Below are 22,868 nucleotides of genomic sequence, written 5' to 3'. Positions count from 1 at the left end.
CCGCGCCGGCGAGCCGATCCACAGCAGAAGGAGACGTGAACAATCGTGGCAGCGAGCGCTCCCCTCGGAACCAGGGAAACCGGGATCGTGCACGTCGTCGGCGCGCGGCCCAACTTCGTCAAGGCCGCACCGGTCGTCTCCGCCCTCCGTGGACGCGGGGCCCACCAGTCGGTCGTGCACACCGGACAGCACTACGACGACCGCATGTCCGCGGTCTTCTTCCGCGACCTCGGGCTGCCCACACCCGACGTCGACCTCGGTGTCGGCTCCGGTTCACACGCCTCCCAGACCGCCGCGCTCATGGTCGGACTGGAGGAGGAGTTCACCCGCCGGGAGCCGGGTGTCGTCGTGGTCTACGGTGACGTGAACTCCACGGTGGCCGCCGCCCTGGTGGCCGCCAAACTCCAGATCCCCGTCGCCCACGTCGAGGCGGGACTGCGCTCCTTCGACAACAGCATGCCCGAGGAGATCAACCGCCGGGTCACCGACCGGCTCAGCGACCTGTGTTTCGCCACGAGCCCGGAGGCGGTGGGACATCTGGCCGGTGAAGGGGTCGCGACCGACCGGGTCCACCTGGTCGGCAACCCCATGATCGACACCCTGCTGGATAACCTGGACCGGTTCGACGCCGACGCCCTGCGCGCACGTTTCGAGCTGCCCGACAGCTACGTGGCCGCGACCCTGCACCGCCCGGCCAACGTGGACGACCCCGACAACGTCGCCCGCCTGACCGGGCGCCTGCACACCATCGCCGACCAGATCCCCGTGGTCATGCCCGTCCACCCGCGCGGCAAGGCCGCCTTCGACCGGGCCGGTCTCGGCGACCACCCCGGCGTGCGCCTGCTCGACCCCCTCGGTTACCTCGATTTCGTCGCGCTCACCCGCGGCGCGGCCGCCGTGGTCACCGATTCCGGGGGCGTTCAGGAGGAGACGACCATCCTCGGGGTGCCCTGCTTGACCCTGCGCCCCAACACCGAACGGCCCGTCACCATCACACACGGAACCAACCAGCTCGTCACCGAGGACGACCTCGTCCAGGCCCTGGCCAAGGTCCTGGACGGCCGACCCGAGAGCCGAACCGGTGACGACGTCCCGCCCCTGTGGGACGGACGCTCCGGCGAGCGCATCGCCGCCGTGCTGTCGGGGTGGGTCCGATGACCCCCCGTCACCGCATTCTCCCCCTACAACGAACCCCGGTCGAGGTGATCTCCCCATGCCAGGCCCACCGACCGCCGAGCGCGGACGTCCCACGAGTTCAGGTGCCAGTGCCCGCCTGAAGCAGGGAATCCGCTCCCGGCCGGGAGCGGCGCGCCGGACACACCGGCAGTCCCTGCTGATGCCGACCCGACCAGAACACAAGGTGGCAGACCGTGAAACGGCGTGAACAGAGCCAGACCGAACAGCTCCGACAGGCCCTGGCCGAACGCGAGGCCCAGCTCCAGGAGGCACAGGTGCGGCTGGCCTCCCTGGAGGGGTCGACGTCGCTCCAGGTCGGCCGTGCCCTGACCAACGCCGCCAAACGGCCGGGCCGTTCCCTGGTCCGTCTCCCACGCGACCTCTACCGGCTCTGGCGCAGCAGCGGCAACACCAACCACTCCCAGCGGCGGCGAGTGGAACCGGTGCGCTCCTTCGACGCCGACCGCCAGGAGGCGCGCCTGCTCAGCGGCCTCGTCGGCCAGGGAGAGGAACATCTCGTGGCCGCCACCGTCGTGGGCGCAGGGATCCAGCAGGCGGTCGACCCCTACTTGAGATCGGTCCCGCTGCGCCCCCACGACGCGCAGATCATCATGGACGGTGTCGACATCGACCTCGTCCTGGTCTCCTCGTCGGCCGCCGCGCCCGGGTCGCCGTGGGCACACGTGGGGGACCCCGCCGTCGCCGACCGCACCCGCGCCCTGAACTGGGTCCTGGAATCGGCCGCCTCCCGTGGTGTGCCGGCGCTGCTCCTGGAGGACGCTCCCACCCCTCCGGCGCTGCGCCGACTGGGCTTCGACCGCATCCACCACGGTGACGCCGGCGTCCCGCTGCACCTGTTCAACCCCGTCGCCGCCGATCTGGCACCCGGACCCGAGGCGGTCTACGTGCGGGGCGACCCCGGAGAGCGGGTCCCCGACGTGCTCAACGACCTGGGCGTGCGCGTGGTCGAGGCCGACGCCCCGGACCTCGCAGAGGCCCTGCGTGCCGCCAACGTCGCCGTCGTGCCGGACAACGGTCCCGGGAGCGGGCCCCTGCACCGCCGGGCCAGAGCCTGCGGCGCCCGGACCGTCACCTACTCCGCCGCGGCCGCCATGGCAGGGGAGGAGGACCTGGCGGTGTCCGTGCCGCGTCTGCGCACGGACGAGCCCACGGACGCCGAGCAGCGCGAGATGCTGCGCCGGGTCTTCCTCGACGAGGCCACCCCCGTGCGCCTGGCCGAGGTCCTGGGCGGGCTCGACTTCCCGCCCGGCACCCCCGGGACCGAACTGCCCCTGCGCGGACGTGCCGTGGCCGTGCTGGCCGACCCCTCGGGGGAGGACGAGGCCGAACGCCTCGCCGACGACCTGCTCACCTTCCGCCTGCGTCCGGCCGAGGTCGTCGTCCCGGCCGCCGCGGCCCGCCTGTCCGGGATCCGCCGCCTGAGGGCGGAGGGCCTGACCGTACGCACCGTACGTTTCACCGCCCCCGACACCCCGGAGGAACTCACCCGCGACACCACCGGCGACGACGGGTTTCCCGTCGAACGCTGGGCCACCCTCGCCCACCGAGCGAGCGCCCGGTGGGCCCACCCGTGGACCGCGTCCGCGGGCCGGGACCGCCTCGCCGACCTGATGTGTGCGGCAGAGTGCTCCGGGGCCGACGCGGTCGGCGCCCGCCCCCGGAACACCTTCCCCGAGGACACCGGTGACCGCGGTTTCTTCGACCGCTCCCAGGACGAGGGGGACCAGTACGTTTTTGTCAACGAGATCAGGCCCGAGCTGGCCCGTACCGCACTGCTCCGGCAGGGGTGGCCGCCCGCCCAGTGGTACCGCCGCGGCAGCCTCCTGCTCGCCCTGGGGCCGGAGACCGGGCCCGGCCGGACCCCTGGTGCCGACGGATCCACCCACACCTCCGCCGACGCGGGTGCCGTCGGTTGACCGCGGCGAACACCGGCGCCGCAAGGGCCATTCGAAAGCATCCGAAGGGAAGATCGTGAGTACTCCTCCTCCGCGCGCGCTCCTGTACGGGGACGTGGACCTCAACATCATCGACGGTTCCGCGGTCTGGGCCCAGTCCATGGCGCAGGCGCTGGCCGCCGCGGGGTGCGAGGTCACCGTGCTGCTCAAGGCGCCCGTGCGCACCGACCGGCTCACCGAACCGCTGACCCGTACCCCGGGCGTGCGCCTCCTGCGCCCCTACGAGGACAAGCTGCTCGGGGACCTGGGCCCACGCGGGCTCACCCCGGAGCAGGCCGTGGCCCTCATCCGCGCCCGGGACGCCCGGGACCCCTTCGACCTGGTCGTGGTGCGCGGACGCCGCCTGGCCGGACTGGCCGCGCAGGAGGACTCACTCTCCGGCCGGTTGTGGACCTACCTGACCGACTTCCCGCACACCGTCGGGGAGATGAGCGCCACTGCCACCACCGAGCTCACCGAGATCGCCGTGGCCTCCCGGTTCCTGCTGTGCCAGACCGAGGAACTGCGGGCGTTCCTGGAGTCGAACGTGCCGGCCGTGTGCGGGCGTGCGGTGCTCTTCCCGCCGACGGTCGTGGTGCCCGAGGGGGTGCGCGCCGACGGTGAGGTGCACGCCAGTGCCCGCCTGGCCTACACCGGGAAGTTCGCGCCCGAGTGGAACACCCTGGAGATGACGGGGCTGCCCGAGGAGCTGGACCGCCGAGGCGTGGACTCCGAGGTCGTCATGATCGGCGACAAGATCCACGCCGAACCGGCCGACTGGGCCAAACGCATGCGCCGTGCCCTGGAATCCACCCCCGGGGTGGACTGGCGCGGGGGCATGTCACGGGCCGAGGCCCTGACACAGTCAGCCGAGTGCGGGTTCGGCCTCTCCTGGCGGGACGGGTCCATGGACGCCAGCCTGGAACTGTCCACCAAGGTCCTCGAACTGGGTGCCCTGGGCCTTCCGGTCGTGCTGAACCGTACGCCCATGCACGAGAACCTTCTGGGCGCCGACTACCCGCTGTTCGTCGGTGAGGACGTGGATTCGGTCGCCGACGCCGTGGCTCGCGCCCACAACGACCGGTCCGTCTACGCCGACGCAGCCGAGCGGTGCCGTGCCGCAGCGGCCGAGCACACACTGGACCGGGCCGCCGAGCGCCTGCGCGGGCTCCTCGACGAGGCGCTGCCGTCCGCACCGGCCGGGACCGACCCCGGCCTCCCGCTCAAGGTGGTCGTGGCCGGGCACGACATGAAGTTCTTCACCCGACTGGCCGAGTACCTGACCTCCCTTCCCGGGCTGGACGTGCGCATCGACGAATGGGAGGGGCTGCGCACCCACGACCAGTACCGTTCCCGTGAGCTCGCCGCCTGGGCCGACGTGGTCATCTGCGAGTGGTGCGGCCCCAACGCCCTCTTCTACGCCAAGTGGAAACGCCCGGGGCAGCGCCTCATCGTGCGCCTGCACCGGTTCGAACTGTACGCGGAGTGGCCGCGCAAGCTCGAGATCGACAAGGTCGACGCCGTCGTGTGCGTGAGCCCGCACTACGCGTCCCTGACCAGGGAACTCACCGGATGGCCCGACGACAAGGTGGTGGTGTTGCCCAACTGGGTCGACGACCGCCAGCTCGAGCGGCCCAAACTCGCCGGTGCCGAGTACTCCCTCGGGATGATCGGTATCGCGCCTTCACGCAAACGCATCGACCGGGCCCTGGACGTGCTCGCCGAACTGCGCCGCCTCGAACCGCGGTTCACCCTGTCGGTCAAGACCAAACAGCCCTGGGACTACTGGTGGGTGTGGAACCGGCCCGAGGAGCGTGCCTTCTTCGAACAGTCCTATCGCCGTATCCAGCGGGACGAGGCCCTGGCCGGAGCGGTGGTCTTCGACCCGTTCGGGCCCGACGTGGCTACCTGGCTGCGCCGTATCGGTTTCACGCTCTCCACGAGTGACGACGAGTCCTTCCACCTGGCCCCGGCCGAATGCGCTGCCTCCGGCGGTGTGCCCGCCATGCTGCCCTGGCCCGGAGCGGACACCATCTACGACACCGAGTGGATCCACGAGGACCCGGTCGCCATGGCCGAGGCGATCCACGACGTCGTCGCAGGTGGACGGTTCGTCGAGACGGCCGAGCGCGCCCGGGGCCAGATCGTGGGTTCTTACGGCCTGTCCCGGGTGCGATCGCTGTGGGTCGATCTCGTGGTCCGGGGAAAACGTCCCGACGGGACCGAGGCGGCCACTGCCGCCGCGGCACCTTGAGCGGGCTCCTCACGCGGGACCGGTCCTCTTCGACAGCCCGTCGGCCCCGGCGGGCAGGAAGATGGCGAACGTGGCCGGGCGGTTCTGAACGAGCTCGATACGGGCACCCTCGGACTCGGCGATGTGGCGGGCCAGGGCCAGGCCGAGCCCGGTCCCCTCGTCACCGCTGACCTCGCGGTCGAAGATGCGGCCGGACAAGTGCTCGGGTACGCCCTCGCCCTCGTCACTCACCTCGATGCGTACGGAGTGACCGGTGTCGACACGATGGATCGTGACCGTTCCGGCGCCGTGTTTGTAAGCGTTCTCGACGAGGGTGGCGAGGATCTGTGCGAGGTCGGCCGGCACGGTCATCGCGGTCAGGCCCGGGTCTCCGGTGACGAGCAGGCGGCGGCGTTCCTGTTGGAGGACGGGCTCCCACTCGGCCTGGAGACTGTTGAGGAGCGGGTCGAGTTCGACCGGTTCGACCTCGGCGTTCTGGCTCTTGCGGGCCCGGCCCAGAAGGTTCTCGACGGTCTCCACGAGGCGTTCGGTCTGGGACAGGGCGGCCTCGCCCTCCTCGCGGACGACCTGGGGGTCGTCCGCGACGGCGATGATCTCCTCCAGGCGCATGGTGAGGGCGGTGAGCGGTGTGCGCAGTTGGTGGGAAGCATCGGTGGCGAAGTGGCGTTCGGTGGCGATGAGACCCGCGATACGTTCGGCGCTGCGGTCCAGGACCTCGGCGACCCGGTCGGCCTCGGGGATCCCGTACCGGTGCCCCCACGGGGTGGCCACCCCGGAACCGAGGCGTTCGGCGGTGGCGGCCAGGTCCATGAGCGGCAGGGTCAGGCGTCGGGCCTGGAACATGGACAGCCCCACCGCGACGCCGATCGCCAGCAGCGACAGCGATGCGATGCCCAACCAGGCACGGACCACACTGGTGCGGTAGTGGCTGGAAGAGGCCCAGACCTCGACCCGGGTGTCGAGTTCCGTCGACGTGCTCCCGTGCAACGTCTCGGTGCTCTCGGGCGATTCGGGGCTCAGGGCGGGGTCGCCGGCCGTCACGGGTTCCGAGCCGTCCGACGGATTCACCCGGATGTACCGCTGCGGGTATTCCTGATCGAGTTTGGTCGTGTCGATGGTGCCTTCCGACCCGAGCATCGCGTCGCTCTCGGCACCGATCAATTCCGCCTCGCCCTGCAGCTGGCGAGCGGCCTCCTCATGGATCAGCTGATAAGTCAGCGCGCCCAGGGGCAGCCCGAGCAGCATGACGGCGATGACGGTCACCAACAGGGTGGAGAAAACCATCCGCCTGCGCATGTCACCTCATGTCCGTCCCACCCCGGAAACGGTCGACCGGCGCCGAGCGCGTCACATCCGGAGGTCGTGTCAGTCTCGCTCGAACCGGAAGCCGACCCCCCGCACGGTCGTGATGAACGACGGCTGGTTGGCGTCGTCACCGAGCTTGCGGCGCAGCCACGAGATGTGCATGTCCAGGGTCTTGGTCGACCCCCACCAGTTGGTGTCCCACACTTCCCGCATGATCTGCTCCCGGGTGACCACCTTTCCGGCATCGCGTACGAGCACGCGCAGCAGGTCGAACTCCTTCGTGGTCAGTTGGAGTTCGTCGTCTCCCAACCACACGCGGCGCGAGTCGTTGTCGATCCGCACACCGTGCACCACCGGTACCTCGGCACCTCCCCGGCGCAGCAGAGCCCTGACACGGGCCAGGAGCTCGGCGAGCCGGAACGGTTTGGTGACGTAGTCGTCGGCGCCGGCGTCCAGGCCGACCACGGTGTCGACCTCGTCGGCGCGGGCGGTCAGGATGAGGATCGGCGTTCCGTGACCTTCGGCGCGCAGCCGTCGTGCCACTTCGAGGCCGTCCATTTCCGGAAGCCCGAGGTCCAGCACCATGAGGTCGATGTCTCCCGCACGGGCACGGTCGAGTGTCTCAATGCCGTTGACGGTCACATCCACCGTATAGCCCTCGCGGCGAAGTGCGCGCGCGAGGGGTTCGGAGATCGAGACATCGTCTTCGGCCAGCAAAACGCAGGTCATGGTGCCGATCGTAGATCTGGGGTGACGCATTTCCCTATTATGCGCGCCGGATGCCCCAAGCTTGGCCGAAAATGCGCTAATCACATACCCAGCGAAAGGGATAATTGGTGGATATGTGTATTTTCTTTGCGCTTTATTGGTGAAACTGGGAAACTAGGGGGAGCGTTGGGGCGGAACCGCCCATCCGGAACGTCTCACCCCCACGTCGTCCCTGACTGAACGCACCACGAGGAGCCTGCCCAGTGAACCCCCACAACATGCCCGGACCGGACGGGGGCGAACACGCTCCCTCCGCCCACGGAACCCCGGAGGACCCGGGCGCCCCCTCCCCGTACACACCGCAGGGACACCCGCAGCAACCCGGTGGGGGAGCCCGGCAGCAGCCGCCCCAGGGCCCGCCGCCCGGGGGCGGAGGAGCTCTGCCCCCGCAAGGGCCGCCTCCGCACGGCCCCTACGGCCCCTACGGCCCCTACGGCCCCTACGGCCCCCAGGGCCCCTACGGTCCCCAGGGCCCGCCCCCGCAGGGGCCCGGCGGGCCGGGCGGCCCCGGCCGCTACGGCACGGGCATGATCGCGGTCCTCGCGGTGATCGCAGTCCTCGCCGGTGCGTCCGTGGTCGGCGGCACCCTGCTGGCCGGCAACGCGGTCACCACCGCCGTCTCCGGCGAGGACGGGACGGCCGAGCCCACAGAGGAGCTCTCCGCGACCCCTTCGGCCTCGCAGAGCCCCGCTCCGCCCCCCACGCCCACCGAGGAACCTTCCCCCACCGAGGAGCCTTTCCCGACCGAGGAACCCTCGATGCCGGACTTCACCCCTCCGGACGAACTGCTCACCGCCGAGGAGGTCGTCAACGAGCTGCGCAGCGACCACGACATCCAGCAGCGGATCGACACCACCGAGGAACAGTGCGAGGAACAGGAGGAGAACCCGCTGGGCGACTTCTTCAACTGCTCGAGCGCGGTGGACACCGACCTCGTCCGGGTCATCGCCTTCGACAACGCCGTCGTCGCCGACACCATCTCGGAGAGCATGCGCGAGAGCCTCGACGAGGGCGACGCGATCGACGTACAGGAAGCGTGCCACGTGGTGCTGGTGTGGTTCGAGGAGAACGGCACGGACCAGGACCAGCGCGACACCATGGCCGACGACGCCGTCGAGGCCATCGGCTGCACCTGAACCCGGGAGACGGAGAGCGCCGGGAGACCGCACGGCGACGGGCCCGCCCAACCGGAGCACCCGCCGGAAGGGCCGGGCCCGGCCGTACAGCTCCGACGAGCAGGCCCCGCGATCGACGCGTCCGTTCCCGGCCCCGTCCGATGCCGGTCGCGCTGTAGGACAGGGAACGGCACGCCTACCATGGAGGCGAAAGCTCGAGCCGAACACCCTCGGAGGAACCGTGTTTCCCTCTGGCCACGACCCGAACGACCACGACGGGGCCCGGGGCGGAGGCGAAGTGCCGCCGCAAGGAGGTTTCTCCGACTTCGAGGGGCATCTGAACGCCATGCGGCCCGACGCCCCCACCCCGAAGAAGGTCATGATCGTGCGCACGCTCATGATCATCGGTGGCACCTGCGGCCTCGGTCTGGCACTCATGCTGCTGCTGTCGGTGAGCGTGCCCGAGGACGCCATGCGGGAGGCACTCGCCGAGCAGGAACGGGCCATCGCCGAGCAGCAGGGCGTCGAGGTCGACATCGACGTCGACGTGATGCGCTCCCTCACGATCAACATGCTCGCCATCACCGGCGTCTACGGTGCGCTGTCGCTGTTCCTCGCGAGCCGGATCCGCAACCGCACCGTCGGTGTGTTCTGGGGCGTCGTCCTCTTCCAGGGGCTGGCCGCCGCGGTGCTCGCCTTCGCCCTGGTGTCAGGGGACTTCCTCATGCTCGTCCCGCTGGGCTTCACCGTGACGATGATCGCCTTCATGCTCTCCAAGGAGGGACGGGCCCACTACGGGCTGTTCTGACCACGGTGCCCCTCCCGGGAGGCGGCGCGGGCCCCTCCTCCTCCCACGGAGGACCTCCGCAGGTGGCGGTGTGTCGTACCGTCGGGGCAGGATCGGTCTCCTCGGCGGGTGAAGGGGTGAGCTGGGTGTCGGAGCAGGGGCCCCGCGGGTCCGTCGTCCAAGGGGTACTCGAACGGGTCACCTACGCCAACGAGGAGAACGGTTTCACCGTCGCCCGCGTCGACACCGGTCGCGGTGGCGACCTGCTCACCGTCGTCGGCTCCCTGCTGGGCGTGCAGCCGGGGGAGTCCCTGCGCATGCGCGGCCGTTGGGGGTCCCACCACCAGTACGGGCGCCAGTTCCACGTCGACGACTACACCACTGTGCTGCCCGCCACCGTCCAGGGCATCCGGCGCTACCTCGGGTCCGGCCTCATCAAGGGCATCGGCCCGAAGATGGCCGAACGCATCGTGGGGCACTTCGGCACCGACGCCCTGGAGGTCATCGAGGACGAGCCCGACCGACTGATCGAAGTGCCGGGCCTGGGCCCCAAACGCACCGCGGCGATCGCCGACGCCTGGGAGGAACAGAAGGCCATCAAGGAGGTCATGGTCTTCCTCCAGGGTGTGGAGGTCAGTACCTCACTGGCCGTGCGCATCTACAAGAAGTACGGGGATGCCTCGATCGAGGTGGTGCAGAAGGAGCCCTACCGGCTCGCCACCGACGTGTGGGGCATCGGGTTCAAGACCGCCGACACCATCGCCCGGGCGGTCGGCATCCCGCACGACAGCCCCCAGCGCGTCATGGCCGGGATCCAGTTCACCCTCTCGGAATCCACCGGGGACGGGCACTGCTACCTGCCCGAGGAAAAACTCATCGCGCAGGCCGTCAAGATCCTCTCGGTCGACTCCTCCCTGGTCATCGACTGTGTCGGCGAACTCGTGGAGACCGAGGGCATCGCGGCGGAGACGGTGCCCGGGCCCGACGGACTACCCGTACGCGCCCTTTACCTTCTCCCGTTCCACCGGGCGGAACTGGGGCTGGCCGTCGGGCTGCGCACGCTGCTGGACGAGCCGTCCGACCGCATGTCCTCCTTCGCCGGCGTCGACTGGGACGTGGCCCTGGACTGGCTGCGCGGGCGCACCGGAGCCGACCTGGCCGGGGAGCAGGAACGCGCGGTGCGCCTGGCCCTGACCGAACGCGTGTGCGTACTCACCGGCGGTCCCGGGGTCGGCAAGTCCTTCACCGTCTCCTCGATCGTCACCATGGCCCTGGCCAAACGGCACACGGTGATGCTCGCCGCCCCCACCGGCCGGGCCGCCAAACGCCTCACCGAACTCACCGGGTTGGAGGCCTCCACGGTCCACCGGCTCCTGGAACTGCGCCCCGGCGGGGAGGCCTCCCACGACCGCGACCACCCTCTCGACTGCGACCTGCTGGTCGTGGACGAGGCCTCCATGCTCGACCTGATCCTGGCCAACAAGCTGGTCAAGGCCGTTCCGCCGGGAGCGCACCTGGTCATGGTCGGCGACGTCGACCAGCTCCCCTCGGTCGGGGCCGGGCAGGTCCTGCGGGACCTCCTCGACGACGGGGTGCCCATCCCCAGCGTGCGCCTGACCCACGTCTTCCGACAAGCCCAGCAGTCCGGCGTCGTGACCAACGCCCACCGCATCAACGCCGGCGAACCGCCCTACGTGCGGGGCCTGGACGACTTCTTCCTGTTCCCGTGCGAGGACGCCGCCGAGGCCGCCGCGATGACCGTGGACGTGGTCGCGCACCGCATCCCCCGCCGGTTCGGGCTCGACCCGCGCCGCGACGTCCAGGTCCTGGCTCCGATGAAGGGCGGGCCGGCCGGGGCGGGCAACCTCAACGCCGCTCTGCAGGAGGTGCTCACACCCGCCGCCGACCACGTACCCGAACGCCGGGCCGGAGGGCGGATCCTCCGCGTGGGCGACAAGGTCACCCAGATCCGCAACAACTACGAGAAGGGCCGCAACGGTGTCTTCAACGGCACGCTCGGGGTGATCACCGGCGTCGACCAGGTGGCGCAGGAGATCACCGTGCGCACGGACGAGGACGAGGAGGTCGGCTACGACTACGCCGAACTCGACGAGCTCTCCCACGCCTACGCGGTCACCGTCCACCGCTCCCAGGGCAGCGAGTACCCGGCCGTGGTCGTGCCCGTGACCACCAGCGCGTGGATGATGTTGCAGCGAAACCTGCTCTACACAGCGGTCACCCGCGCCAAGGCACTCGTGGTCCTGGTGGGATCGCGCCGTGCGCTCGCCCAGGCGGTGCGCAACGCCTCCTCCGGGCGCCGCCACACCGCGCTGGCCCACCGGTTGCGCAGTACCGTACCGGGGGGCGGCTGAACCGGCCGGGGTCCCGAAGCTCTGCTTCCTTCCCCTACGCTGGAAGACTGTGCAAGAGACTCTCGTCGTGGTCGGCGCCGCCGTCCTCCGGAACGGCCGTGTGCTGGCGGCCCAACGTGCCCGGCCCGAGGCCCTGCGAGGCCTCTGGGAGTTCCCGGGTGGGAAGACGGATCCCGGGGAGATCCCGGAGGCAGCGCTGGTCAGGGAGTGCCGCGAGGAATTGGGCGCACACGTGCGGCCGCTGGAACGGGTGGGACCCGACGTCCCCCTGCCGGTGGAGGGTCGGCGGGCCGTCCTGCGTCTGTGGACGGCAGAGATCGTCGAGGGCGACCCCCGCCCTCTGGAGCATCTGGCACTGAGGTGGCTGTCGGCCGGAGAACTACGCACGGTCGACTGGCTGTCCGCCGATCTGCCCTTCCTCGAAGCGGTCGGGGCGCACTTGACGCACCGGCCGGCACGGTCGGAGTGATGACCAGCACACACGCCGACCAGATACCACATTGACCACTTAAACTGGCGAGTGGGCCGTGGCACCCTGCGGTCTCTTCCCAGTATCAGGAGATCGAGACTTACCCATGTCCAGCGCTACGCCCGTCGAGGGCTCCGCCCGCCGAACAGACATCCGCAACGTGGCCATCGTGGCCCACGTGGACCACGGCAAGACGACCCTCGTTGACGCCATGCTCTGGCAGTCCGGTGTGTTCCGCGAGAACGAGGACGTCGACGTACGAGTCATGGACTCCGACGACCTGGAACGCGAGAAGGGCATCACCATTCTCGCCAAGAACACCTCGGTGCACTACACCACGCCCGAGGGCGAGGACGTGAGCATCAACATCATCGACACCCCCGGCCACGCCGACTTCGGTGGTGAGGTCGAGCGCGGCCTGTCGATGGTCGACGGTGTCGTCCTGCTGGTCGACGCCAGTGAGGGCCCGCTGCCCCAGACCCGTTTCGTCCTGCGCAAGGCGCTCGAGGCCAAGCTCCCCGTCATCCTCGCGATCAACAAGGTCGACCGCCCCGACGCCCGTATCTCCGAGGTCGTGGACGAGGTCTACGAACTGTTCATGGACCTGGACGCCGACGAGTCGCAGATCGAGTTCCCGATCGTCTACGCCTGCGCCCGCGACGGCAAGGCCTCCCTGGAACGTCCCGCAGACGGCTCGGTGCCCGACAACGACAACCTCGTGCCCTTCTTCAGCACCCTGCTGGAGACCATCCCGGCCCCCGAGTACGTTCCGGACTCGCCGCTGCAGGCGCACGTGACCAACCTCGACGCCTCCCCGTTCCTGGGCCGCCTCGCGTTGTGCCGCATCCAGCAGGGCGAGATCCACAAGGGCCAGCAGGTGGCGTGGATCCGCACCGACAGGTCCGTGCAGCAGGTCAAGATCACCGAACTGCTCAAGACCGACGGTCTGGAGCGCAAGTCCGCCGAGAGCGCCGGCGCCGGTGACATCATCGCGATCGCCGGGATCAGCGACATCATGATCGGTGAGACCCTCGCCGACCTCAACGACCCGCGTCCGCTGCCGCTCATCCAGATCGACGAGCCGGCCATCTCGATGACCATCGGCACCAACACCTCGCCCCTGGTCGGCAGGGTCAAGGGCGCCAAGGTCACCGCGCGCCTGGTCAAGGACCGCCTCGACAAGGAACTCGTGGGCAACGTGTCGCTGCGTGTGCTGCCCACCGAGCGCCCCGACAGCTGGGAGGTGCAGGGCCGCGGCGAACTGGCCCTGGCGATCCTGGTCGAGCAGATGCGCCGCGAGGGTTACGAGATCACCGTCGGCAAGCCGCAGGTGGTTTCGCGCACCATCGACGGCAAGGTCCACGAGCCCGTCGAACGACTGACCGTCGACGCGCCGGAGGACTACCTCGGCGCCATCACCCAGCTGCTCAGTGTCCGCAAGGGCCGCATGGAGAACATGGTCAACCACGGCACCGGCTGGGTGCGCATGGACTGGCTGGTGCCCTCCCGCGGCCTCATCGGCTTCCGTACCGAGTTCCTCACCGAGACCCGCGGCACCGGCATCGCCCACCACGTCTTCGAGAAGTTCGAGCCGTGGTTCGGCGACCTGCGTACCCGCCCCAACGGTTCCCTGGTGGCCGACCGTTCCGGGCAGGCCATGACGTTCGCGATGTTCAACCTTCAGGAGCGCGGCACCCTCTTCGTCGACCCGGGCACCGAGGTCTACGAGGGCATGATCATCGGGGAGAACTCCCGCTCCGACGACATGGACGTCAACATCACCAAGGAGAAGAAGCTCACCAACATGCGCTCGGCCACCGGTGACGAGCTCGAGCGCCTGGTACCCCCGCGCCGGCTCTCCCTGGAGCAGGCCCTGGAGTACTGCAGCGAGGACGAGTGCGTGGAGGTCACCCCGGAGGCCGTACGCATCCGCAAGGTGGTCCTGGACCAGAAGGAGCGCGGCCGGATGAGCGCCGGCAGGAAGCGCCAGTCCTAGAAGAGGACTGACCGGCCCTGAGGGCCGACACACCGTGGGGGCGGACCGCACGCGCGGTCCGCCCCCACTGTTTCGTCGCAGGTCGGACGGGTAGGGCCCCTGTCAACATGAAGTCCGAACCCTCGTGCCCCAGATGCGGGCGCATGGTCCGGCCCCCGGGGTTGTGGACCAGCGCCTGGCAGTGTGACGCGCACGGCCCCGTCGCCCCGCTCCAGCCGGTGCGGGAACCCAGGACTGCCACCTTGGAGACGCTTCTTCCGCAGGCCCAGGTCCCGGTGTGGGTCCCTTGGCCGTTGCCGACCGGGTGGGTGGTCACCGGTTTCGCGGACGCCGGCGACGAGCGTTCGGGTGCCGTCGCGACCGCCGTGGCTCTGTCCGGTCCCGGCCCCCTGGGCGGGATCGGCGAGTGCGTGGTGGTCGCAGAGGACCCGGGGGTGGGCCTGGGGGCACGCCTGGCAGGGTTGGCCGGGACCGACCCCGGTGCAGGTTTCGACCGCGATGCCCCCGACGACAAACTCCGCTTCGACGGCCACGACATCGCTCTGTGGAACCTCGACCTGGGGCGCGGGCGCGCCGTCTACACCGGTGAGGCGCTCGCCCACTGGCTGTGGATCGTCTTTGCCGAAGCCGACACCGGCATGCTCATGGGTGAGGTCCACGCCCTCAGGGACCTGCGCGGCATCAACGACGGAGGCGTGGCACTGGAGCCCCCGTTCGGGGCCCTGAGCCCCTTCCTGGCCGAGGAGCTCGCGGCCCGCGAGGAGACCGACTGATCCCGCCTGCGGCGGTGGCAGACCCCCTTCTTGCGTACAATCGCCCGGTGACACGTATCGACCTGCACTCCCACAGCTCCGTCTCCGACGGGACCGACACGCCCGCAGAGGTCGTCGATCAGGCGGTCGCCGCCGGTCTGGACGTGCTCGCCCTGACCGACCACGACACCGTCGGCGGGATCGAGGAGGCCGCGGAGCACCTGCCCCCCGGACTCACCCTCGTTCCCGGCATGGAGCTGTCGTGCGCCCACGCCGGGTCGAGCGTGCACCTGGTCTCCTACCTGTTCGACCCCGAGGACCCCGAGCTGCTCGCCGAGCTGCGCAGGGTGCGTTCCGACCGTGCCTCCCGTGCACGGGAGATGGTCGGGAAGCTTCAGGCACACGGGGTCGATGTGGCTTGGGAGCGGGTCCTGGAGATCGCCGGCGCCGGCAAGGACGAGTACGCCGACGCCAACACCATCGGACGTCCCCACCTGGCGCGCGCCGTCGTCGAGGCCGGGGCCGCGCACGATGTGCAGGACGCCTTCGACCGTTGGATCGGGTCGGGCGGGCCCGCCTACGTCTCGCGTTACGCGATCGACCCTGTGCGGGCGGTCGAGCTCGTCCGCGGGGCCGGAGGGGTGTGCTCCCTGGCCCATCCCGGACGTGCGGAGGGCGCGCTCAACGGGGCGGTCCCCCTGGACCTGGTCGAGCGCATGGCCGAGGCCGGGCTCGGCGGGATCGAGGCCGATCACCCCTCGCACAAACCCCGGGAGGCCCGGTTCTGGCGGGGGATCGCCGGCGACCTGGGCGTGGTGGTCACCGGCTCCAGCGACGACCACGGCGCCCTGTCCGGGCGCCGCCTCGGCCGTTGCACGACCGCTCCCGAGGCCTTCGAACGCCTCGTCGCCCCCGCGACCGGGGCCTCCCTCCTCCAGCGGTGAGTGTCGCTCCCCGAGCGGTTCGGTACGGTACGGACCACTGCGCGGGGGCCGCCACAATGGGTCGCAGCGCGAAAACCCGTACCCGGACGATGCGAGAGGTCTGAGCCGTGTTCTGGAAGCGGAAGTCGAAGAAGAAGGACGGCCAGGAGGCCCCCGGTTCCGCTGCGGAGGCGGCGGGGACGGCCGAGGAGATCGAGGGGACCGGGGAATCCGGGGGATCCGAGGAAGCCGGCGACAAGGCCGACGGCACGGCCGGGGACGTGTCGGGGACGCCGGAGAAGGCCGCGGTCGCCGGTGACGGCGAGGACCCCGAGAAGGCGGACGGTACGTCCGAGGAAGAGCCCGGGACAGAGGACGGGCAAGAGCCCGCCTCCACCGATGTCTTCGCCGACGAGGGTGAGGAGACCGGTGTGACCGGCCCCGACGACGAGGGCATCACCCGCGTCCGTACCGCCGGGACCTTCGAGTTCGACGGTGAGAGGTACGAGGTCGTCAGCAACACCTGGATCGTCGACGCCGACAAGGACGGTGTCGTCGTCATCGACCCCGGACACGACTCCGAGGCGATCCTCGAGGCCATCGGCGAACGCGACATCTACCTCGTGGCCTGCACCAACGGCTACGCTCCGCACATCGAGTCGGCCATCGCCGTCGCAGAGGAGGCCGAGGCACCCATCGCTCTCCACCCCCGCGAGATGCGTGTCTGGCGGCGCTTCCACGGTGCCGAGCACCGCCCCGAGATCGAGGTCGAGGGAGAAGGTGTCCTGGACGTGGGGGACCTGCACATCGACGTCCTGGCCCTGCCCGGAACCTCCCCTGGGACCGTCGGTTACTACATCAGCCAGAAGGGTGTGGTCTTCAGCGGAGACACCGTCCGCGCCGGCGAGCCCGGCATGGTCGGTGACATCTACATCGACTACACCACGCAGCTCGCCTCCATCGGCGAGAAGCTGCTCTCCCTCCCCCCGGAGACCCGCCTGCTCCCCGACCGCGGGCCGGCGAGCACCTCGGCCGCCGAGAACAGCAACTTCGACGCCTGGGTCTGACCCTTCCGACCCGGACACGGACGCCGTGCCACTGCCCGGGCGACGGGCGGGACACGGCGTCCTCGTGTGTGGGCGGGGTCAGCGCTGCCCGACGGACTCGCAGTCGTTCCAGAACGAGGTCAGGGCGGTGGAGGTGGTCTCGGGGGCCTCGACGTTGGGGGAATGCCCCGCGGCCGGGACCACGACCCGCCTGGCACCGAGCCGGTCGGCCATCTCCGCCTGCTCCGCCGGGGACCAGGCATCGTCGTTCTCGCCGTACAGCACCATCGTGGGCACGTCCGCGTCGGCCAGCTCCCCGGTACGGTTCGTCGCGCTCAGCAGGTCCTCGGCGGTGCGCAGCAGCCCCTCGGGGCTGCTGGAGAGCAGGCGGTCGCGCAGGAAGGCGCGGACCTGTGCGTCCGGGACCCGCGTCTCGAGCCCGTCGGCCATGTGTTCCTCCCACAGTCCCCGCAACCGATCGGGGGTGGGGTCGGCTGCCGAGAGCGCCGCGACGAGCATCCGTACCCTGGCAGCGCCCTGCCCGCCGAGCGCGCCCGGCCCCGAGCAGAGCAGGGTCAGCGAGGCCAGTTCCGTGCTATGGGTCAGGACGGTCTCCCGTGCGATCAGACCGCCCATGGAGTGGCCGACCAGGTGGGTGGGGCGGCCCGCGCCGACGGTGTCACAGACCTCGGCGACCACCATGCCCAGGGACGGCAACCGGTAGTCGGGGAGCGGCGTCCCGGGGGTGGGTGCGAAGGTCTCGAAACCGGGGGAGCGGTAGGTGCCGGGCAGGTCGATCGTGACCACTTCCCGGCCGACCTGCGCCAGACTCTGCAGGAGCGCGATGAAGTCCTCCTTGCTCCCGGTGTAACCGTGCACCAGCACGGCTGGGCAGAGCTCGGGGTTGCTCCCCGAAGGAGGTGTCGCGCGCAGTGCCGCCACCGGTCCGTGGGACAGCGGCAGCTCCACGGGGAAGACGCCCGGCGGCAGGGTCAGGAACTGGGGTGTACTCACGTGGGGACACCCTAGACGATCAGGAGCACTGGCGGAGTGAGGCCGTGACCACGGGTGACCGAGGAGTTCCCGGCGTCTTCGGTGTCCTCGACCGGCAGAGCCGAGGACGTTCGTGGCGGGTGTGGTCCGCGGAACGGGGCCTCGCCCCTGGACATGGCCGCGGACGACACGTTCGTGTCAGCCGTGGCGCCCGCGGCGAGCGGGCGCGGCACGGCCCTGATCAGGTGTTCTCGGGATCCCGGCGGGCAGCGCGCACACCACCGCGGGTCCGACGGCGGCGGATGCGGCGCTCGCCGCCTTCGCCGGAGGAGCCCTTCTCGGCCTTGTCGTTCTTGGCGGTACGGCTCTCGCCCGAGCGCTCCGCGGAGGCCTCGGCGGACGCCCCGCTGCGGGTGCGCTTGCGCGAACGGTTGCGGCCACCGCGGCGGCGGTTGCCGTCACCGCGGTCGTTGCGCCGTTCCTTGCGCTCGGACCGCTGCCCGGTGTCACCGATGTCCTCGACCTTCTCGGCCTCCAGACCGGCGTGTTCACCACGTTTCTCGGCGGAGAGCCGTCCCTTGGTCCCCGCCGGGATCCGCAGGGCCTCGAAGAGGTGCTTCGAGGTGGAGTAGGTCTCCTCGGGTTCGGCCTGGTCCAGGTCGAGGGCCGCGTTGATGAGCTTCCACCGCGGCATCTCCTGCCAGTCCACGAACGTGACGGCGGTCCCGCTGCGGCCGGCCCGGCCCGTACGGCCGATGCGGTGGGTGTAGGTCTTCTCGTCCTCGGGTGTCTCGTAGTTGACCACGTGCGTGACGTCGTCCACGTCCAGACCCCGGGCGGCCACGTCGGTGGCGACCAGAATGTTGATCTTGCCGTTGCGGAAGGCGCGCAGGGCCCGCTCGCGCTGGCTCTGTCCCAGGTCGCCGTGGACGGCCGCAGCGGCGAAACCGCGCGATTTCAGATCGCCGGCGACCCTGTCGCAGGCGCGCTTGGTCTGGCAGAAGACCATGCTCTGGCCATGGTCCTCGGCCTGCACCAGACGGGCCAGCACCTCCGGCTTGTCCATCTGGTGCGTACGGAACGCGTGCTGGGTGATGCCCCCCGGCATGCTGTTGCCGTCGATCTCGTCGTCGTCGCCCACACGCACGTGCGTGGGGCGCGTGAGGTAGTTGCGGGAGAGCGTGACGATCTCGCTCGGCATCGTGGCCGAGAACAGCATCGTCTGGCGCTGCTCGGGGATCTTGGTGAGGATGCGCTCGATGTCGGGGAGGAAACCCAGGTCGAGCATCTTGTCGGCCTCGTCCAGGACCACGGCCGAGACCGCGTCCAGCCGCAGGTGTTTCTGGTTCTCCAGGTCCAGCAGGCGCCCCGGGGTACCGACGACGACGTCGGTGCCTTCCTTGAGGCCGTTGATCTGCGGCTCGTAGGAGCGGCCGCCGTAGACGGTGAGGATGCGGCTGCCACTGCGCTTACCGGCCGTGGTGAGGTCGGCGGCGACCTGGATGGCGAGTTCACGGGTGGGGACCACGATCAGCGCGCGCGGACGCTTGGCGGTACCCGGCTCCGCCTGTGCCGACTGGAGAAGGGGAAGCCCGAAGGCCAGGGTCTTGCCGGTGCCCGTACGCGCCTGCCCGATGATGTCGCTCCCGTTGAGCGCGATGGGCAGGGCCTGTTCCTGGATGGGGAAGGGCTCGACGATCCCCTCGGCCTCCAGGGCATCGGCGATCTCGGTGTGCACGCCCAGACCACGGAAAGTGGTCCTGGGTTTGTTGGTCTCGTCTGTACTGCTCAGGGTTCAAGCCTCCATCTTGGCGGGCCGCAACACGGCGTGGCCGCGGCGTGCGGTCGCGGGCGGCGTCTGCTGCCGCGGGGGCGCAGCTCACCGGTGTCACGACGTAGTGACGTCGCACGAGCACGGTGGCGCTGCCTCCTGGTCCCGGCCGGCTCGGGGGTGCCCGGCCGCGGATATCCGGAAACCATCCGCAGATCTGTCGTGTGTGGTCGGGGTCGACCGACCCCGCGTGGGCGGGACCGTCCCGGGCCGTCGTGGGCCGGTCGCGCGTGGCGCCGTGACCGGAGCCCGGATGCCGCCGTCCATCGGCGGAGCAGGTGGCCTCGTCCTCTGCACACGCTCGTCATCACGCAGAGTCTAGCCGCAGACCCCACCGGCCGACATGCCGGTCAACCGGACCGTGGACGGCAGGGACCGTACCCTCTTCCACGCCGTGCAACCGTGTCGGGCGCCCGTTTAGTCCCCGATACCGGTGTGAAGGGTGCGGACGATACTCTGACGGGCATGAATCCAGGCCCCTCCGACAACCCGGCCGTGACCGATCTGCTCGGCCTGCTCGCCTACGCCGAACTCGGCTCCTTCTTCCGGCTGGCCGACGACGCGGCGCTGGCGCCCACCTTGCGCGACAAGGGGCGGCTCGCCTCGCTCGCTGCCGAGGAGGAGAGCCGCTACGAACGCCTGCGCGAGCGGCTCCTCGAGCGCGGGACCGATCCGGAGGAGGCCATGGCGCCCTTCGTGGCACCGCTGGACGCCTGGCACGCGCGCACCGAGCCGCAGAGCTGGGTGGAGAGTCTGGTCAAGACCTACGTCGGCGACGGTATCGCTGGTGATTTCTATCGCAAGGTCGCCGAGCTCGCCGACGCCGGGACCAGTGAGCTGGTGGAAGCCGTGCTCGTGGAGGAGGGCCGTGGTGCACTCATCTCCGAAGTGGTGCGCGCGGCCGTGGAGGAGGACCCCGCACTGGCCGGGCGCCTGTCCCTGTGGGCCCGCCGCCTGGTCGGCGAGGCCCTGAGCCAGGCCCAGCAGGTGGCCATGGCCCGCCCGCGGCTGGCCGCGTTGCTGGCCGAGGGCCGTGCCGACGACGATGCGGGCGGGAGCGCCGAGGACGGTGCGGGGATCGGTGACCTCGCCTCGGTCACCCGTCTGTTCGGTTCCATCGCGGACCGGCACGCGGAGCGCCTGGAGGCCATGGGGCTGAGCGACTGACGGAGGCCGGTCCGCGGCCCGAACGGTGATGGCCCGGGGGTCGGAATTGACTCACCGTTGGGGAAAGCTTGGTCAAATACGGGTAATTTCCGACACTTTCGTGACGAGCGGTTGGTGACCAGACATACAGTAGAGGGCGCTCGTCCCCTCCCGACCAATCACTAGTAGGTACCTCCATGTCCATCGGCACCTCCGTGCGCCACCCGCTGGCCGGGCTCACCAGAGACTTCCACCGGATCGGTCCGTTGGACGCGCCGCTCGAACCCTGGATGGGCGCTGAGCTGGACCAGCACGCCGCCGAGGTGAGTGACGGCATCACCGGAGCCGGCAGTGAGATCAACGCCAGGACGCTCGGTACCTACCTCCACGGTTTCCTCGACGGGTGCCTCGAACGCGGCTGGGATTCCGAGACCGCCGACTACGATTGGGAGACCTTGCGCATCCTCGCGATCTGCCGACTGGCGAAGGAGCGCGGCTTCGTCCGCTAAGGTCGTGACTTCCGCAGGCCGGTGCGTTTCCCGATCCGCAACGCCCATCGGCGCTTTCGTGTCCCCCACGGCCCGGGCCTTTTCCCGTTCCCCGGCGAAATCCCGGTGTCGGGCGTAAGCTGAGAATCGGGCGGTCGCCCGGTCCACCCTGTTCGCTGAACGGGCTCTGCGGAATGCAACGTGTGACCCTCGGTGTTGTGCCGGTCCGGGAGGCGGGCCGAGCACCGCCGAACGGCGGAGCGGCTCGGAGGCCGCGAGAAAGGAATGCGAATGGGGAGCGGTCGGCACGGGGCGGCGCGCCCACCGGTCGGCGTCCTGATCCAACGGGACCGCATCGACTTCGCGCTTTTCGTACTCATTTTCGTCATCGCGCTGATCTCGATGGTCTTCAGCGGTCCCGGGAGCATCGTGTTCTGGCTGGGGCTGCTGACCATCGCTGCGAGCGTGGTGCTGACCTTCCGCAGGATGGAAAAGCTGTCCAAGACGGAGCTGGGCGACTCGGAGTTCCTGTAGGCAGAGCTCACCGGACCGGACGGGTGCGGAGACGACACGAGGGCGGAACCGGATGGTTCCGCCCTCGTCATGTGCGGCCGCCGTGCGTGCTCGGCCACGGTCGGAGACGGGTCACGGGGTGGACTCGTGGCCGGGGGCCGATGCCCCTTCCCGGTTCTCCGCCTCGGACCCGGAGCGCTCCGTGCCCGGACGGCTCATCGCGGCCTCCCGGCCGGCACGGTAACTGGACTCCTCGCCGAACCGTCCGGTCTCGCGCTCGGCGACGTCCAGCCATCGGGCCCAGCGCTCCTGCATGGGCCTGATGAGTCCGCCGCCGGCACCGACCACGAGGATGCCGCCGATCGTGGCGAGGACCGCCACCAGTACCGGAACGGTCACGGCCTGGGCCACACCGGCCTGGTTCAGCGCGGCGATGATGCCGAGGCCGAGGATGAAGACGGCCGCCGCGTTGGCGAGGAACCGGCCGTAGGAGAGCCCGCCGAGGGCACCGGAGACGACGTTCCGGACGGCCTTGGCGATCATCGCGGTCACCACCACGATGACCAGTGCGACGATGCCCTGCGGGATCCAGGCGATGACCTGGTTGAGCAGGGTGCTGACCGGGTTCGAGCCGAACACGTTGAACGCGAACGAGAACGTGAACAAGAGCCCGACGTAGTAGATGATCTTGCCGCACAGCTCACTGGCGCCCCAGCGGCTGCGTTCGAAGTATTCGCCCACACCACCGCGGTGCAGAGCACGGTCCAGACCGACCCCGTGCAGACCCTTGCCGACGGCCTTGCCGACGAGCCACGAGATCAGCCAGCCCAGTGCCAGGACGACCAGGAAGCCGATGAGCAACGGCACGAAGGAGGCGATCGCCTCCCAGGCCGACATCAGGCCCTGACCCATGTCCATACGTGTTCACCCCCGATTCGCTTGCTCCGCCGAGGCTCTGAAGCCGGAGCGGATACGTCGC

At 70.1% G+C, this 22,868-nt stretch carries 19 protein-coding genes; 14 read left to right on the top strand and 5 right to left on the bottom strand.

Annotation, left to right across the window (positions count from 1 at the left end; all coding sequences use genetic code 11):
* The first annotated feature begins 45 nt into the window (after positions 1-45).
* The 3 genes from wecB (at position 46) to D456_RS0100295 (ending at position 5,385) form a co-directional block, all read left to right on the top strand.
* Positions 46-1,158: a non-hydrolyzing UDP-N-acetylglucosamine 2-epimerase gene (gene wecB / locus D456_RS0100305; protein WP_017574149.1), complete on the top strand. Its 1,113-nt coding sequence runs from the start codon at positions 46-48 to the stop codon at positions 1,156-1,158.
* Between the two features lie 212 nt (positions 1,159-1,370).
* Positions 1,371-3,113 (top strand): hypothetical protein, encoded by a 1,743-nt coding sequence (locus tag D456_RS0100300; protein WP_017574148.1) that lies wholly within the window; start codon positions 1,371-1,373, stop codon positions 3,111-3,113.
* A 55-nt stretch (positions 3,114-3,168) separates the two neighbouring features.
* The gene (locus D456_RS0100295) at positions 3,169-5,385 is read left to right on the top strand and encodes a glycosyltransferase (protein WP_017574147.1); all 2,217 of its coding nucleotides are present in this window, start codon (positions 3,169-3,171) and stop codon (positions 5,383-5,385) included.
* 9 nt (positions 5,386-5,394) lie between these two features.
* Here D456_RS0100295 and D456_RS0100290 read toward each other — a convergent pair whose 3' ends face one another.
* Positions 5,395-6,681: a sensor histidine kinase gene (locus D456_RS0100290; RefSeq protein ID WP_026115435.1), complete on the bottom strand. Its 1,287-nt coding sequence runs from the start codon at positions 6,679-6,681 to the stop codon at positions 5,395-5,397.
* A gap of 69 nt (positions 6,682-6,750) precedes the next feature.
* Positions 6,751-7,419 (bottom strand): response regulator transcription factor, encoded by a 669-nt coding sequence (locus D456_RS0100285; RefSeq protein ID WP_026115434.1) that lies wholly within the window; start codon positions 7,417-7,419, stop codon positions 6,751-6,753.
* A gap of 242 nt (positions 7,420-7,661) precedes the next feature.
* On the opposite strand from D456_RS0100285, the gene D456_RS0100280 reads away from it, so the two are divergent.
* From D456_RS0100280 to D456_RS0100245, 8 genes are all read left to right on the top strand, one after another.
* The gene (locus D456_RS0100280) at positions 7,662-8,594 is read left to right on the top strand and encodes a hypothetical protein (RefSeq protein ID WP_026115433.1); all 933 of its coding nucleotides are present in this window, start codon (positions 7,662-7,664) and stop codon (positions 8,592-8,594) included.
* A gap of 220 nt (positions 8,595-8,814) precedes the next feature.
* The gene (locus D456_RS0100275; protein ID WP_017574144.1) at positions 8,815-9,381 is read left to right on the top strand and encodes a hypothetical protein; all 567 of its coding nucleotides are present in this window, start codon (positions 8,815-8,817) and stop codon (positions 9,379-9,381) included.
* Positions 9,382-9,506: 125 nt separating this feature from the next.
* Positions 9,507-11,732 (top strand): SF1B family DNA helicase RecD2, encoded by a 2,226-nt coding sequence (gene recD2, locus D456_RS0100270; protein WP_017574143.1) that lies wholly within the window; start codon positions 9,507-9,509, stop codon positions 11,730-11,732.
* 49 nt (positions 11,733-11,781) lie between these two features.
* Positions 11,782-12,201 carry a (deoxy)nucleoside triphosphate pyrophosphohydrolase gene (locus tag D456_RS0100265; RefSeq protein WP_017574142.1) on the top strand — a complete coding sequence of 140 codons (420 nt, stop codon included), beginning with the start codon at positions 11,782-11,784 and terminating at the stop codon, positions 12,199-12,201.
* A gap of 106 nt (positions 12,202-12,307) precedes the next feature.
* Positions 12,308-14,197 (top strand): translational GTPase TypA, encoded by a 1,890-nt coding sequence (gene typA, locus D456_RS0100260; RefSeq protein WP_017574141.1) that lies wholly within the window; start codon positions 12,308-12,310, stop codon positions 14,195-14,197.
* Positions 14,198-14,304: 107 nt separating this feature from the next.
* Entirely contained in the window at positions 14,305-14,970 is a 666-nt protein-coding gene (locus tag D456_RS0100255; RefSeq protein ID WP_308433766.1) for a DUF6758 family protein, read from the top strand.
* Positions 14,971-15,017: 47 nt separating this feature from the next.
* Positions 15,018-15,893 (top strand): PHP domain-containing protein, encoded by an 876-nt coding sequence (locus D456_RS0100250; protein WP_017574139.1) that lies wholly within the window; start codon positions 15,018-15,020, stop codon positions 15,891-15,893.
* A 107-nt stretch (positions 15,894-16,000) separates the two neighbouring features.
* Complete coding sequence (locus D456_RS0100245; protein WP_017574138.1) at positions 16,001-16,939, top strand: MBL fold metallo-hydrolase; 939 nt, start codon at positions 16,001-16,003, stop codon at positions 16,937-16,939.
* A gap of 78 nt (positions 16,940-17,017) precedes the next feature.
* On the opposite strand, the gene D456_RS0100240 is transcribed toward D456_RS0100245, so the two are convergent.
* Entirely contained in the window at positions 17,018-17,932 is a 915-nt protein-coding gene (locus D456_RS0100240) for an alpha/beta fold hydrolase (protein ID WP_017574137.1), read from the bottom strand.
* A 220-nt stretch (positions 17,933-18,152) separates the two neighbouring features.
* Positions 18,153-19,649: a DEAD/DEAH box helicase gene (locus D456_RS0100235; RefSeq protein ID WP_017574136.1), complete on the bottom strand. Its 1,497-nt coding sequence runs from the start codon at positions 19,647-19,649 to the stop codon at positions 18,153-18,155.
* A gap of 558 nt (positions 19,650-20,207) precedes the next feature.
* Here D456_RS0100235 and D456_RS0100230 point away from each other — a divergent pair.
* The 3 genes from D456_RS0100230 (at position 20,208) to D456_RS0100220 (ending at position 21,910) form a co-directional block, all read left to right on the top strand.
* Entirely contained in the window at positions 20,208-20,909 is a 702-nt protein-coding gene (locus D456_RS0100230; protein ID WP_017574135.1) for a ferritin-like fold-containing protein, read from the top strand.
* Between the two features lie 176 nt (positions 20,910-21,085).
* On the top strand, positions 21,086-21,397 hold the full coding sequence (locus D456_RS0100225) for a DUF6401 family natural product biosynthesis protein (RefSeq protein WP_017574134.1): 312 nt from the start codon (positions 21,086-21,088) through the stop codon (positions 21,395-21,397).
* 270 nt (positions 21,398-21,667) lie between these two features.
* Complete coding sequence (locus D456_RS0100220; protein WP_017574133.1) at positions 21,668-21,910, top strand: hypothetical protein; 243 nt, start codon at positions 21,668-21,670, stop codon at positions 21,908-21,910.
* Positions 21,911-22,021: 111 nt separating this feature from the next.
* Here D456_RS0100220 and D456_RS0100215 read toward each other — a convergent pair whose 3' ends face one another.
* Complete coding sequence (locus tag D456_RS0100215; protein WP_017574132.1) at positions 22,022-22,807, bottom strand: mechanosensitive ion channel family protein; 786 nt, start codon at positions 22,805-22,807, stop codon at positions 22,022-22,024.
* Positions 22,808-22,868 lie beyond the last annotated feature (61 nt).

The organism is Nocardiopsis kunsanensis DSM 44524, from assembly GCF_000340965.1.
Taxonomy (GTDB): Bacteria; Actinomycetota; Actinomycetes; order Streptosporangiales; family Streptosporangiaceae; genus Nocardiopsis; species Nocardiopsis kunsanensis.
This window is presented reverse-complemented; position numbering and strand designations above follow the sequence as displayed.

What these genes read in the sequence shown, in the direction of transcription:
- D456_RS0100290 (WP_026115435.1), bottom strand. Translation starts at nt 6,681, where the DNA reads ATGCGCAGGCGGATGGTTTTCTCCACCCTGTTGGTGACCGTCATCGCC.
- D456_RS0100285 (WP_026115434.1), bottom strand. Translation starts at nt 7,419, where the DNA reads ATGACCTGCGTTTTGCTGGCCGAAGACGATGTCTCGATCTCCGAACCC.
- typA (WP_017574141.1), top strand. Translation starts at nt 12,308, where the DNA reads ATGTCCAGCGCTACGCCCGTCGAGGGCTCCGCCCGCCGAACAGACATC.
- D456_RS0100255 (WP_308433766.1), top strand. Translation starts at nt 14,305, where the DNA reads ATGAAGTCCGAACCCTCGTGCCCCAGATGCGGGCGCATGGTCCGGCCC.
- D456_RS0100230 (WP_017574135.1), top strand. Translation starts at nt 20,208, where the DNA reads ATGAATCCAGGCCCCTCCGACAACCCGGCCGTGACCGATCTGCTCGGC.
- D456_RS0100225 (WP_017574134.1), top strand. Translation starts at nt 21,086, where the DNA reads ATGTCCATCGGCACCTCCGTGCGCCACCCGCTGGCCGGGCTCACCAGA.
- D456_RS0100220 (WP_017574133.1), top strand. Translation starts at nt 21,668, where the DNA reads ATGGGGAGCGGTCGGCACGGGGCGGCGCGCCCACCGGTCGGCGTCCTG.
- D456_RS0100215 (WP_017574132.1), bottom strand. Translation starts at nt 22,807, where the DNA reads ATGGACATGGGTCAGGGCCTGATGTCGGCCTGGGAGGCGATCGCCTCC.